The organism is Enterobacter cloacae complex sp. IR53041, from assembly GCF_049238285.1.
GTDB classification, from domain to species: Bacteria; Pseudomonadota; Gammaproteobacteria; order Enterobacterales; family Enterobacteriaceae; genus Enterobacter; species Enterobacter roggenkampii.
This window is the reverse complement of record NZ_JBMKHB010000055.1, coordinates 1-12,849: the sequence shown is the minus strand read 5'-3', so window position 1 is coordinate 12,849 and position 12,849 is coordinate 1. Positions and strand designations below refer to the sequence as shown.

12 protein-coding genes and 3 pseudogenes are annotated in these 12,849 nt (G+C 49.0%); 3 read left to right on the top strand and 12 right to left on the bottom strand.

Annotated elements, in window-relative coordinates:
• The coding region (locus ACOTXF_RS23065) for a transposase (protein WP_421635302.1) at window positions 1–346 on the bottom strand (346 nt) is incomplete at its 3' end.
• Between the two features lie 64 nt (window positions 347–410).
• Between ACOTXF_RS23065 and ACOTXF_RS23060 the strand changes: the two are divergent.
• A pseudogene (locus ACOTXF_RS23060) lies at window positions 411–533 on the top strand (transposase domain-containing protein); the annotation flags it as partial.
• A 121-nt stretch (window positions 534–654) separates the two neighbouring features.
• Here ACOTXF_RS23060 and ACOTXF_RS23055 read toward each other — a convergent pair.
• The 10 genes from ACOTXF_RS23055 to ACOTXF_RS23010 form a co-directional block, all read right to left on the bottom strand.
• Window positions 655–2,388: a nitrilase-related carbon-nitrogen hydrolase gene (locus ACOTXF_RS23055; protein WP_032665819.1), complete on the bottom strand. Its 1,734-nt coding sequence runs from the start codon at window positions 2,386–2,388 to the stop codon at window positions 655–657.
• Between the two features lie 50 nt (window positions 2,389–2,438).
• Window positions 2,439–3,080: an ANTAR domain-containing response regulator gene (locus ACOTXF_RS23050; protein WP_032430981.1), complete on the bottom strand. Its 642-nt coding sequence runs from the start codon at window positions 3,078–3,080 to the stop codon at window positions 2,439–2,441.
• On the bottom strand, window positions 3,064–4,236 hold the full coding sequence (locus ACOTXF_RS23045; RefSeq protein WP_023328878.1) for a transporter substrate-binding domain-containing protein: 1,173 nt from the start codon (window positions 4,234–4,236) through the stop codon (window positions 3,064–3,066). Before ACOTXF_RS23045 ends, ACOTXF_RS23050 begins: the two co-directional genes overlap by 17 nt.
• Before the next feature lie 95 nt (window positions 4,237–4,331).
• On the bottom strand, window positions 4,332–5,318 hold the full coding sequence (locus tag ACOTXF_RS23040) for an acetamidase/formamidase family protein (RefSeq protein ID WP_234115405.1): 987 nt from the start codon (window positions 5,316–5,318) through the stop codon (window positions 4,332–4,334).
• A gap of 32 nt (window positions 5,319–5,350) precedes the next feature.
• Window positions 5,351–6,070: an ABC transporter ATP-binding protein gene (locus tag ACOTXF_RS23035; RefSeq protein WP_023328876.1), complete on the bottom strand. Its 720-nt coding sequence runs from the start codon at window positions 6,068–6,070 to the stop codon at window positions 5,351–5,353.
• Entirely contained in the window at window positions 6,067–6,801 is a 735-nt protein-coding gene (locus ACOTXF_RS23030) for an ABC transporter ATP-binding protein (RefSeq protein WP_023328875.1), read from the bottom strand. Before ACOTXF_RS23030 ends, ACOTXF_RS23035 begins: the two co-directional genes overlap by 4 nt.
• Window positions 6,798–7,859 (bottom strand): ABC transporter permease subunit, encoded by a 1,062-nt coding sequence (locus tag ACOTXF_RS23025; protein ID WP_421635301.1) that lies wholly within the window; start codon window positions 7,857–7,859, stop codon window positions 6,798–6,800. The genes ACOTXF_RS23030 and ACOTXF_RS23025 overlap by 4 nt, the downstream gene beginning before the upstream one ends.
• 9 nt (window positions 7,860–7,868) lie before the next feature.
• Window positions 7,869–8,738 carry an ABC transporter permease subunit gene (locus ACOTXF_RS23020; RefSeq protein ID WP_023328873.1) on the bottom strand — a complete coding sequence of 290 codons (870 nt, stop codon included), beginning with the start codon at window positions 8,736–8,738 and terminating at the stop codon, window positions 7,869–7,871.
• Between the two features lie 96 nt (window positions 8,739–8,834).
• Window positions 8,835–10,055, bottom strand: coding sequence for an urea ABC transporter substrate-binding protein (locus ACOTXF_RS23015; RefSeq protein ID WP_234115407.1), 1,221 nt, complete (start codon window positions 10,053–10,055; stop codon window positions 8,835–8,837).
• Between the two features lie 604 nt (window positions 10,056–10,659).
• Window positions 10,660–11,121 carry a fumarylacetoacetate hydrolase family protein gene (locus ACOTXF_RS23010; RefSeq protein ID WP_224253942.1) on the bottom strand — a complete coding sequence of 154 codons (462 nt, stop codon included), beginning with the start codon at window positions 11,119–11,121 and terminating at the stop codon, window positions 10,660–10,662.
• Window positions 11,122–11,210: 89 nt separating this feature from the next.
• Between ACOTXF_RS23010 and ACOTXF_RS23005 the strand changes: the two are divergent.
• A pseudogene (locus ACOTXF_RS23005) lies at window positions 11,211–11,378 on the top strand (transposase); the annotation flags it as partial.
• Between the two features lie 18 nt (window positions 11,379–11,396).
• On the opposite strand, the gene ACOTXF_RS23000 reads toward ACOTXF_RS23005, so the two are convergent.
• Window positions 11,397–12,365, bottom strand: coding sequence for an IS110 family transposase (locus ACOTXF_RS23000; protein WP_032665824.1), 969 nt, complete (start codon window positions 12,363–12,365; stop codon window positions 11,397–11,399).
• Between the two features lie 167 nt (window positions 12,366–12,532).
• Between ACOTXF_RS23000 and ACOTXF_RS22995 the strand changes: the two are divergent.
• Window positions 12,533–12,849: pseudogene (locus ACOTXF_RS22995) on the top strand (IS3 family transposase); the annotation flags it as partial.

The following is a 12,849-nucleotide window of genomic DNA, read 5'->3' as shown; positions in this document are numbered from 1 at the left end:
GGCTTTTTCCTCTGCTGTAAATGTTCGTCTCATTCAAAAAACCTCCGCAACCCCATGTTTTCACATAACTGTTGCGTTGACCAATTGAATCTACAGCGGCTTTTTTTAATATGTCCCGTTCGTCGGTAACCCGTTTCAGCTCTTTCTGGAGACGGCGGATCTCGGCCTGAGCATCTGACTGTTCTTTATGAGTGGAAGAATCCGGACCGTACTTCTTTATCCAGGCATAAAGGCTGTGGGTGGTGATATCGAGACGTGTTGCAACGCTGGCAACAGAATAACCGCGATCAACAACCTGTTTGACTGCTTCAGTTTTAAACTCTTCGGGATAACGCTTACCGCTCATGGGCACCTCTCTTTAAGCCATCTTAAATGACTCTGAGGTGTCTGTTAAACCCGTGGCGATTCAATGCAAACTGAACGGAGTGGAGCCAGAAAGCTACCTCCGTTATGTCCTTGACGTCATTGCTGACTGGCCGATAAACCGGGTCAGCGAACTACTCCCCTGGCGCGTAGCACTGCCAACTGAATAACACATCCCCGTCAATACGGTTCTCGCTGCACGCTTACTTTAGTTAATAGTCTGGTTTTTTTTCATTGCTTCTCATCAGTGATGAAGGGCGCAATTATTAACCCGGGTTGTAACGAAAAGGCTTAATACAGCAGCGGTTTATAGTGATGGGGTTGGCGCATGGCAACCAGATCTTTACGCCGTACCACATTGGTTGGATAAGGGCTGTCAGCAAGAGAGCGTGTGTCGACGATTTGTGTTGTGACCAGCGTTTCCTGCCAAAGCAGCCGTTCTTGCCGTGGAAAAGTGAAGGTTTCTGGCCCGAAAATTCCGCTAAATCCTCCTGCCCCATCTATACCATCAAGTGCATTAGCAAAAACCAGATAAAGATTGTTTTCTCCCGCACGGGTTCTGAATAAGTGCCAATGCAGCGGATCGGCCCCTGTTGGGATAGGGAAATTCTGTGTCACAGAGCTGCCCGCGTGGGCGGCGGTAAATCCTGCCGAAAGCGCAGCAGAACACGCAATAATATCGCATCCCATTAAAGCGAGAATTCGTGCTGATTCGGGAAACAGGGCATCGTGACCTGACAACAATCCAATTCTGCCAAGCGCGGTATCAAACACTCGCCAGTGTTCTCCCGCGCTGGCCCATTTTTGGCTTTCCTGCGAAAGATGGATTTGCCTGTAACTGCCGATTATCCCTTCTGGCCCAAACAGCATCTGTGCAATGTAGTTTTTATCATGTTGCTTTTCTGCCATTCCGACCACAAGGTAGACTCTTAGCTGTATAGCCAGGCGAGCCAGCGTCTGCACTGCCGGGCTTTCTAACGTTTGAGCATGAGCCGCATTATCGTAATGACCTGTCAAGGCTAATTCAGGGAAGACGATCAGCTCGCTACCTTGCTCCAAAACAGCTTCTTTTGTCATGGCGATTATCGCCGCCAGATTATCTTCAACTTGCTCACCGGGAGATAACTGCGCCACGGTGATACGGCTCTGCTTGCCTGGGGGGAGTGGCTGATGTCCATACAGCCCAAAGAAATCCTGCGGGTTCCATAAAAAACTGTCGCTTAATAGTAAGTGATAATAATCAGGACGGCGTTGATAAAAAACCGGCTCCCCTAATACCTGGCGCTGGCGGCTACAGTTGATATCTATTTCGGCATACGCTATCCCATTACCGTTATCGACCACTGCGGCAATGTTGCCATCAGGCTCAATAATACAACTACCGCCGCTAAACTGAACTCCGCGTTCTAGTCCCCAGCGGTTACTCTCCAGCAGATAACAACCGTTTTCCATTGCCCGGCTAATCCAGTAGGGCGCGGGGGTGCGTTCTGCCAACCAGTTGCTGATGTGACAAATGACGTCAACGCCGTCCAGGGCCAGCAAGCGGGCTGTTTCCGGGAAGTGAATATCCATGCAAACCAGCATACCAATGCGTCCTAGCGGAGTATCGAAGACTTGATGTCCAGAATCGCCCGCCGCAGCCCATTTGGGTTCTGAAATATAGGGGTGGGTTTTACGATGGCAACCGATAACACCCTCAGGCCCAATTAATACGGCGCTGTTGTAATACAGCGATGTATTGGGGTCGATTTCAGGCATTCCCAAAACGATATAGCATTGATAATGTTGCGCTAACTCAGCAAAAAGTGCTGTACTCTCGCCAGGGACGGTTTCTACCATCGGCGCAATCTCCTGCCGGTCAAACCAACAGTATCCCGTTGTTGCCATTTCCGGGGTTGTAATCAAGCGTGCACCTTTCTGTGCCGCCTGTTCAACCAATATAAGTAATTGACGTAAATTGGCTTCTTTGGCAAACATTAAGGGTTCGAATTGAATTGCGGCTGCAAGATAAGGGGCTATCGGCATGATGATCCTCACGATTAATAAATGCGATGTTCAGGGAGCCCAGGTAAGGCTTACTTCATTTTTCCGGATGCTGGCGCCCCGGGCGTAGTCCAGGAGAAAATGTCATTGGCCTGTATTAACGAACATGAGATCTCTTCGACAGTAATACGTTTGTCCATAGCCTGATGGCGCAGAATCTCATAAGCCTGTTCTTCGCCAATGCTGTGCATTCTCATCAGGATGGCTTTAGCTTCACTAACCTGACGGATACCGAGCATTTTTTTCTCCAGTCGTTCTATTCGATCGCTCATCTGCCGTTGTTGTTGAGCATGGTGCAAAGCAAACACCATCGCAGAGAGTAAGCCTGAAGAGCGAATTGGAGTTGTTATCGTGGCTCCCGCACCCATGCTGATGGTTTGATCGATAAACGTTGGATTTTCATAGGCGATAACCGCGATAAGGACATGTTTACTCAGATTAAGCCACGACACGTCTGGTTCTGGGTTATCTGACTGTAATGCATAGAAAATCAGGTCCGTATCAGCGGGAAGTCGTTCAGGAATAGGCCAGAAGGCCTGAACCTTAAATCCCATGCGGCGTAAATGATTAGTGAGTGTTGCACCGTCATCATCATCGGGGTGTAACACTACGCAACGAATCCCCCGACTCAGTAATATGGCTGTTGTGCTAAGTCTGCTATCGTGAGGGCGCATATGGATACCCCACAGTTGTTAGCTTCGTTACCCAATCGCCCTGAATCTGATTGGTCATATAGGGATCGGGATCGACAATACGGCGAGACTCCTGGACAATTGTAAATTGCCCATTTTCATTTGCCATACCAATGCGCGGATATAGCCCGGTATGCTGATTAAGCTGATCAATACGAATACGCCCCTGGGGAGCATCAAACTGGCTACCCCTCAGCGCGGTTGATAACGGGTAGATATGATCACTGCCACACTCGGCCATGGCTTTTGCAAAAAGGTGTACCTGGCTGTACGTGGCCTCCCAATTCATGTCCGTACTCATTTCCGGTCCGAATTGCTTACGGAATTGTTTGAGTGCGGATTGATTTGCCTTGGTGTTAATACTTTGAAAATAGGGGGCGGAAGTAAAATGCCCCTTTGCGGCCTCCGCGCCCATAATGGCAATCTCAGTTTCTGAGGTATTTAAGCTACCAATAGGCATACGCGCAGGATCTAAACCTGCAGCCTTATAAGCCTGATACAGGAAAGGAACGGTCTGCCCGACAACAGTGCTGAAAATAAAATCTGGCTGCTTTTTCATGACCTCATCAATAATAGGTAGAAAAGCTTCATAGGGCGCATTCAAATCAAGATAACGCTCACCAATCACTGCTCCGTCATGCCGTTGCAGAATTAATTCCTGCATGTTGCGGTTACATTCGTAGGGATAAATATAACGGGAACCAATCAAATAAACCCGTGTCCCAAACTGAGCCGCGAGGTAGTCAGCCAGCTGTACACAATTCTGATTAGGCGCGGCACCGCCATAGAAAATATTTTCTGAAAACTCAAAGCCCTCATACAGTTGCGAATAAAACAGCAACCGACGATATTTTTCAACAATCGGTGACATCGCTTTTCGGCTGCTGGAGGTATAGCCGCCAAAAATCACATTTACTTCATGTTCGGTAATTAATTCCTCGGCCATGGCACGAAACAGTACATCGTCAGATTGCGGATCCAAATGAATTGCATTGAGTGGTCTGCCGTTGATGCCGCCATTTTGATTAATTTCGGCAATAGCCTGGGTTGCTCCGCGCCATTGTGACAACTCTTGTGCCGCCGTCACTCCGCTGAAGGAGTAAAGTAAACCAATATTGATGGGTGTATCTGGCCCCATATGCACCTGCTTTAGCTGTTAAAAATAGCGATTGTTTGAACTTACACATTACCCCGATCTACATCGGGGTAATGTTCACCGGTTAGTTATTCCTACTAAACTAACAGGTTTTTGTTCAGCATCGCGCCAACGGTGTATTTGGGGTCGACCATGTTGCCCAGCCGCACTTTGCCGCATTGACTCAGAAGCATGTAGGCATCCCATTGTTCGAAGCCAAAGTCTTCTACCAGCCAGTAAATTAAGTCGCGATATGCAATTCGCGTCGCATCCTCCAGCGGACGTGCACTGCCAATACTCATAATATTTTCGGCATTCTCCATTCGTGGCCAGGAAAGCTGCCAGTTCTTGATCAAATCGACTTTGATGGTGGTGATTGAGGCAAACTCTACTGCGGTCCCGCAAATCTCACCATCACCCTGACAAGCATGGGCATCACCAATAAACAGGCGGCCTCCAGGCGCACGTACCGGCAGATAGGTAATACTCCCTGGTCCTATATCCGGCACATCCATATTCCCGCCGTGATTGTCTGGCGTCAGTGAATTGATTGAGTCAATTTCTGGCGATACGCTCAAGGTGCCAATATGGGGTTTATAGGGAAGCGTATGGCGTCTGCTCCAGTAGACCTTTTCACTGTCGAGTTTAATCATGCGCACCTTTTCTGGCAGCGGATCATTGAGCATGGCCGTCAGGTCGGTCCCGGTCAGTCCGCCAAAATGCGGAATCATGGCGCAGATGCCGTAGGGATCAACGCCGCGGGGCAACATGGATTCGATATAGACAGCGAGCACATCACCTTTCTCCGCGCCATTGACCATGATCGGTCCGTTTTGTGGGTTGAGAAAGGGCATTTTTAGCAACTGGCTCGGAATATCCTGTTCCGAATTGATAGCACCTTCAAAAGCATCTCGAGTGTCGACAATAATCCGGTCACCGGGTTCGATGGTCAGGACGGGTGTGGAATAAGGGCCAATGGTGTAATGAAACTCTTTTTGCATTTCTTCCGTCAGGTGATGCGTTACCGGTTTACGCCCGGCACCAACACCGCGTTTGGCCATAATGGATTCTTCCAACCATTTCATATGTTATTCTCCACGTAATTTATAGCGTTTAGTTACAGAGCCAGATGACGACGCATTAAAAGATCATCAGAGAGCTGTTGTTGGGTCAGCGTTTCTACAACCAGGCCTTTATCCATTACCGCACAGCGCTGTGCGGCCCGCTGGATCATCGCAATATCCTGCTCGACCAGGATCACGGCCACATGGAGTTCCCGGGCGATGCGTACCAGGGTATCGGCAATGATATTGACGATAGAAGGTTGGACACCTTCGGACGGTTCATCCAGCAGCAGGACCTTTGGTGAGCCCACCAGGGCTCTGGCAATCGCCAATTGCTGTTGCTCACCGCCACTCATAGTTCCGGCTTTTTGCTTGAGCCTTTGCCGCAATATGGGGAAGTAATCCAGTACCCGATCCAGCATCTCTTTTGCAAATTCGCGATGTTCACGGACAAATTGCATTCCGACTTGCAGATTCTCCGACACGGTCAGCCCGGTAAAAACTTCACGCCCTTGCGGGACGTAGCCAATGCCTAAACGAGCGCGGCGCTGCGGTGAGGCCTGAGTAATATCAATTTCGCCCAATAAAATTTGGCCTTGCTTTGCCGGAACAACGCCAATTAATGTGCGCATCAATGTGGTTTTGCCTACGCCATTGCGGCCAATCAAACCCAATACCTCGGCTGCATGTAGCTGCAGTGTTACGCCATTGAGAACTTGCCCACCGCCATAGCCACCGGCCAGCTCCTGCATTTGTAAAACAACGTTAGTCATACGGTTTTCCCCAAATAGATGTCTGCTACATCCTCGCGAGCCAGCACTTCGCCGGCATTGCCGTCTGCAAAAACTTTCCCTCCATGAAGGACCGTGACCTGTGAAGCAATTTGCCGGACAAATGTCATATCATGCTCCACCACCAGTAATGTCAGACCGTCATTTTGCATTTGCTTAATTAACTCGCCAGTCAGGTAGGTTTCATCAATTGACAAGCCTGCGACTGGCTCATCGAGCATGAGTAACGTGGGTTGCAGCGACACCGCCATAGCAATTTCTAGCCACTGTTTTTTGCCGTGGGATAGATTAGCCGCGAGTTGACGACATTCAGCGGTAAGCTTAAAACGCTCTAATAACTCATCCACACTGACTGCCTGTGAGCGAACTTCCGGGCGTAAATGGCTGAGAGATAATTGCAAATGTTGCGCAACTGTCAGTTCAGGAAAGATCCCGGGAATTTGAAACTTAATGCTCATTCCCATTTGAATACGCTGAAAAGGCGCTAAGGTATTTATCCGCTGATTGAAAAAGTGGATATCTCCATTACTGGGTACATGCTCGCCAGTGAGTAATTTGAAAAAGGTACTTTTACCGGCACCATTTGGGCCAATAACACATCGCACTTCGCCACGACGTATTTGTAAATCAACTTGATTGATAACTTGAGCACCACCGAAGTGTTTGCTTAATCCCCGTGTTTTGAGGATCGGTTCCTGCGAGACCTGATTCATAGCGAGTCCTCCTTTTTCCGGCGTGAGGAGAGCAAGCGGGTGATGCTCTCAGCCAGCCAGGATAAAAGTCCGTTGGGCGCCGCTAATACCACTAACAGCAAGATGGCGCCCAGTAGAATCAAGGCATATTCGCTGCCATAAACAGCTAACCATTGGGATAGCCACACCAGGATGGCCGTAATGATCACCGTGCCAAAAATGTTTTTCCGCCCAGCGGTGGCAACCCAGATGACCGGCATTGCAGCGGCGGATAAACCCATTGATGACGGGGTAATATATGATCCCCACAGGGTATAAAGTGCTCCGGACAGGCCAGAAAGTACACCTCCCAGCACAAACACCAGTAATTGATAACGGCGGATATCAATGCCGAGCATCTCTGCCCGATGAGGATTTTCACGAATTGAGGCCAACGTCAGGCCAAAATTGGAGCGTAACAACGTCCTCATCCCCCAATAAACACCCGCGAGCAGCAAGATAATCAGGTAATAAAAGCCGTTGTCTTCCAGTGGCAAGTCACCGTTAACCCATGGTATGGACAAGGGGGGCATCCCTGACATACCGTTGAAACCATTCAAACGCGCACTGCCGATAGCCCATTGTGGACCTGCAGTTTGTGACATAAAGGTTTCCAGGACCAGAGTGCAGGACAGGGTTACGATACCAACAAAAATACCGGTTACCCCGCCGTAAAACATCAGGTAACCCAGTGCCGCAGCCGCTGCAGCGGCAAGCAGCAATGCGACAATTAAACCGAACCAGGTAGAGAGCACGCCAGCGCCGAAGTTTAATGTCATCACACCATAGGCGTAACCCGCCAGACCAAAGAACGCCGTTTGGCCGAAAGATAAAATACCGCCATGTCCCCACATCGCAGCTAATCCGATGGCGCCGAAGGTCCAGAGAAGAAAGTAGGAAAAGTCACCGATCGTGGTGCTATCGACCACTAACGGTAGCATGAGAGCACCAGCTAAAATTAACAATGTCGCCAGCCAGCTCGAGGATTGTCTGTGTTTCTTCATACCATTCGCCGATAAATTAAGAGAGGTTGTTGTCACATTCAGCTCCTAGCGGTTACGGGTAAACAGGCTGCCAACACCATTCGGTAGTACGCGAATAACCAGTACGGCGGTGACCAGTAAGCCAATTTGGCCAGCAAGTTGCCCATACCAGGAATTTAACCCGGTCTGTATTGCGCCCAGGGCAATTGCGGCAGGAATAGTGCCAACCAAGACATTTGCGCCGCCCACGACGACCGAAACAAAGGCCTGGATAATAAAGCTGCTCCCCATGGTAGGGACGGCAGTCAACGTCGGGGCATAAATAGCCCCGGCCAGCCCGGCCAATCCAGCACCCAGCGCGAAAGTTAAGGTATAAATACGGTCAGTTTCTAACCCCAGGCAGGAGGCCATACGGGCATTTTGAATAGTCGCTCTGGCACAGACTCCGTAGTTGGTGTGGAAAAAAAGCCAATAGAGCATCATTAATATAGCGATGGCGAAGAAAGGCAGCAGTGCACGGTAAGTCGCAAAAGAATATTCGCCGAGAGTGAAAGAGCCGAAAGGTGTTGAGAGCCCTTCCAGTGATGGACCGGCGATGAGTAACATGCTTTGTTGCACAATCAGGCTAATAGCCCAGGTTGCGACTACCGAGTCATACAGACGCCCATAAAGATGGCGCACGATGAGACGCTCGATGACTCCGCCGAAGAATGCCGCGGCTAATGTACCGCACAGCATGGCGAACGGAAGCGGCAAACCCGATTTGTTCATCAGTATGGTGACATAGGCACCGCACATAATGAATTCACCGTGTGCCAGATTTATCACCCCCATCATGCCGAAGATAACCGCCAGCCCCAATGCTGCCAGCACCAGATAAGCGAAGTTATCGCCAAACTGATAAATCACTGAGTAAATAAAAGAAAGCGCTAACATCGTTGGCAATCCCCGGTGTCCTGATTGACACGATTTAAAATGGATATAACAGGGAAGTTCCCGTTACTCGAGCACTTCCCTGGCACGTGGTTTGATTTACGATTTTTTAGGTGGTGATGATGGGGTGTACTGGCTGTGGTCCGGTTTTACCGGCAAATTACAGCCAGCGTCTCCTAGCCAGTAAGGTTTGATATTTTCCCATAACTTAGGTATCTCGATAGAATGATCATCTTTTACATGGGCCAGATAGATGGTATGGCTCAAATGGTGACTTTTGGGATCAATACATACTTTTCCGGACGGTCCATCAGTACAGATATCACCACTTTCCAGCGATTTACGAACAGCATCCATATTAGTCGTGCCGGCTTTCTCTACTGCCGCTTTGTAAAGATAAACCGCATCATAAGCATTAGCCGCTTCCTGATTGATGTAGGGTTCATTCGGGAATTTGGCATGGAAGCGTTGTTTGAAGTCATTACTGGCCGGGCTGTCTACTTCTTCTATGTAATTAGTCGTGACATACATGTCTTTCAGCGCCGGGGCTTTAAAGCGTTTATGCTCATAAGCCTGGCCAACGTTGACGGAGCTCGCCATTGGTAAATTTAGTTTTGCCGCCGCTTGTTGCTCATAATAGGAAGATTGGTTCGCCCCAACCAATAATGTCATCACAAAATCGGGCTTGGCTTTCTGGATATTTTGAATCGTTTGACCAAATTGCGAGACGCTCAGTGGGATAAACTCTTCACCCACCATGGTACCACCATTTTCTTTCACAATTTTGCGGACCCATTCAGCCGATATTTGCCCGAAATTATAATCGGCAGCAATGGTATAAACTTTTTTACCATACTTCGCCATCATCCATGGAATTAATGTAGAAAATTGTTGTTCAGGAACCGCACCAGTGACGAAAACATTAGAGTCACACACGCCACCTTCATACTGATTGTTATACCAGTAAAGCTGTTTTTCACGATCCATAATCGGCCGGATAGCCTCACGCGAGGCGCTGGAAAATGCCCCAAAAATCACATCCACTTTATCGTTTTTAATCAGACGACGGGCCATTTGTTGAAAACGTGTGTTGTCGGATTGCGTATCGTATTGTATTAAATCAATTTTTCTCCCGAGTATTCCGCCTTTGGCATTAATCTCGTCTATTGCAAGCTCAGTCGCATGAATTTTAGGAGTAACCGGTAAAGCAAAATTACCTGAAGCATCTTCCAGTAAACCAATTTTTATTGGTTGTTCTGCCGCGGTTGCCATTCCTGAAGTGGTTACGGTAAATACAGTAGCAATTGCGATTGATAGCATGCTGTAATGACATTTTATTCTGGACATAAGTACCCCTGGTTCAGTTAATAGATAGACCTGAAAAAAAGCCAAAAAAAAAGCCCAGCAAAGTCAAATGACATTGCGAGGGCTCTATTGCCATAACCACAAGCCGACAACGTTGGCGTTCTTGCGGAGAAGTCAGCATCACTATAGTAATTATTTCTGAGCATTGTCAACTATTAATTTCTAATAAAAATAAAAGTGGCGCCTGGAAAGTATTGCACCAACTCGGGGCAGGCAGTTGCACAACAATAGCCCATGAGAACACACGTGCTAACTGTGCATATATCATAGGGAAACAGCTATATTATCGCGCGAAGATTTGAGAGATTAAGAACAAAGGGTTAATAAATTGCACCAATAAGATATTTAACACCCATTGGGAGTCTGGCTATAATTATTGCTTCTAAAATGGATACCATCTATAACTGGACTGACCCCACCTCAGCAGGTATTCCCTGTCCTCACGACGAGGTCAGTTTAAAGTCCTCCGGACTGACGCCGCCGGGATGAGTGTGGCGCCGGGCCCGGTTGTAGAAGACGTCAATGTAAACGAATATATCGGCCTGGGGCACCTCCCATATTAGCGAATGGGAGTCTGTTCTGTTACCAGTGGGTTTTGATATCCCAGTTTCTCAATATGGATACGGATTCGGTCACCCGCCTTTAGCCAGACAGGCACCGGCTTCATGCCTAAACCCACTCCGGCAGGGGTACCCGTAGCAATGAGATCGCCGGGCTTTAACGTCATATAATGGCTAACATAAGAGACGATTTCTGCTACGGAGAAAATCATCTGACGGGTGTTGCTCTGCTGACGTTTTTCACCATTAACTTCCAGCCAGATATCTAATTCATGTGGATTTCCAACTTCATCGGGCGTGACGATATAGGGACCAACAGGGCCAAATGTATCGCAGCTTTTCGCTTTATCCCATTGAGATGACTGAAACTGAAAACCCCGGTCTGAGACATCATTAACAATGGAATAGCCAGCGACATAACCTAAAGCGTTTTCAATGCTAACCTGCTTTGCCTCACTGATGTAGCCCCCTGAAACACCGGACAGTAGCTGTATCTCCAGATAAGAGATAGGCTTGAATATATATGTCTAACACTAACGCCAATTTTGAGATGACCGGGATCCTGTTAGGGCAAGAAGTCCGTAAACGTAAAACTCCTCAGGAGAAGATCGCCATTATCCAGCAGACGATGGAGCCGGGTATGAATGTCTCCCATGTCGCCCGCCTGCATGGTATCCAGCCCAGCCTGCTGTTTAAGTGGAAGAAGCAATATCAGCAACTGTCTTGAAGGTAAAAATTATGGAGCAACGTGGTGGTACGACTCATCCCATTCTTCGTTCTTTCTGAGCATTGCGTTCAGGATGGTAAGCAGCTTACGCATACAGGCTACCAGCGCCACTTTTTTGGCCTTTCCGGCTGCAAGCAGGCGCACATAAAACGTTTTTATCACCGGATTAAAGCGGGTTGCCACAAGCGCAGCCATGTACAGTGCTGATCTTAGGCCAGCCCTGCCGCCAAAAATGGTTCGCCGGCCACGCATAGTCCCTGAGTCCCGGTTGACAGGAGCAACACCTATAAGCGCACTGATTTCGCGCCGGGAGAGCGTTCCCAGTTCCGGAATCTCCGCCAACATCGCGGAAACGGTCATGGTGCCTACACCTTTGATACTGCTCAGGCGCTCAGCAATCTCTTTAAAGTGGTTACGGATGTGACTGTCCATTTCTTTCTCGAGCCTGACAAGCTCATCTTCCAGCGCTTTAATGATGGTATTAATGCTTTTCTTGTTCTGCGGATGGGATGGATGCAGTCGGTTACGCTCAGCCACCAACATCGCAATCAACTGGCGTCTGCGAACCACCATCGCAGCAAGGGCCTGACGTTCAGCATCCGGCAGTGCCCTGATAAAGCGTTTCCGCTCAGGGTGACGATTAATAACCTCAGCCATCTGCGTGAGGACTCTGGCATCAATTCGGTCGGTCTTCGCAAGATATCCCATTGCACGGGCGAAGTCACGGGCCTGCCTGGGATTGACCACGGCAACCTCAAAACCTTCGGCCTGAAGCGAACAGGCCACCGCAACTTCCAGCCCACCAGTGGCCTCCATCAGAACCAGAGCAACGGAGTGCCGTCTCAGTCCGGTAATAATCGCGTTAAAGCCATCAGAGTCATTGCTGACTGTAAACTGAGCAACATCACTGCTGGCAGCGATGTCCAGTGTGGCTTTGGAAACATCGATGCCCACACAAAGTGGATTTGGCTGACTCATTTTTACCCCTCCTTGCAAATACGTTATGGAATACGGACAACTGTTCGGGTTTCAGATGAGTGGCTCAGCGTATGCGCCAGTCGCTGATATACGGGCTTGAACCCTGGAAGGCATCGGGCTGCATACGTTTTGCCAAATCTAATCGTATTAATTTTAATCAGTCTTCAAGATACAAGGAAGGCAGCCTCACCGCCGTTGCGGCTGGAGAGGACGTCGTTCCTGCTTCTGAGCTTACTGCTGCTCTGCAGCAGGTCCGGGAGCTTCAGCGCCTTCTGGGCAAGAAGACGATGGAAGTTGAGATCCTGAAAGAAGCCGTGGAGTACGGTCAGTCGCGAAAATGGATAGCGCACGCGCCCTTGTTGCCAAAGGACGGGGAATAGCCATGGTCAGCCGGACCATGGGCGTGTCGCGTGCGCAACTGTCACTGCGGATTAACCGTTCTGCCGACTGGCAGGACAGGCGCTGTAACCGGCGTAATGAAGAA

What these genes read in the sequence shown, in the direction of transcription:
- ACOTXF_RS23055 (WP_032665819.1), bottom strand. Translation starts at nt 2,388, where the DNA reads ATGCCGATAGCCCCTTATCTTGCAGCCGCAATTCAATTCGAACCCTTA.
- ACOTXF_RS23050 (WP_032430981.1), bottom strand. Translation starts at nt 3,080, where the DNA reads ATGCGCCCTCACGATAGCAGACTTAGCACAACAGCCATATTACTGAGT.
- ACOTXF_RS23045 (WP_023328878.1), bottom strand. Translation starts at nt 4,236, where the DNA reads ATGGGGCCAGATACACCCATCAATATTGGTTTACTTTACTCCTTCAGC.
- ACOTXF_RS23040 (WP_234115405.1), bottom strand. Translation starts at nt 5,318, where the DNA reads ATGAAATGGTTGGAAGAATCCATTATGGCCAAACGCGGTGTTGGTGCC.
- ACOTXF_RS23035 (WP_023328876.1), bottom strand. Translation starts at nt 6,070, where the DNA reads ATGACTAACGTTGTTTTACAAATGCAGGAGCTGGCCGGTGGCTATGGC.
- ACOTXF_RS23030 (WP_023328875.1), bottom strand. Translation starts at nt 6,801, where the DNA reads ATGAATCAGGTCTCGCAGGAACCGATCCTCAAAACACGGGGATTAAGC.
- ACOTXF_RS23020 (WP_023328873.1), bottom strand. Translation starts at nt 8,738, where the DNA reads ATGTTAGCGCTTTCTTTTATTTACTCAGTGATTTATCAGTTTGGCGAT.
- ACOTXF_RS23015 (WP_234115407.1), bottom strand. Translation starts at nt 10,055, where the DNA reads ATGCTATCAATCGCAATTGCTACTGTATTTACCGTAACCACTTCAGGA.
- ACOTXF_RS23000 (WP_032665824.1), bottom strand. Translation starts at nt 12,365, where the DNA reads ATGAGTCAGCCAAATCCACTTTGTGTGGGCATCGATGTTTCCAAAGCC.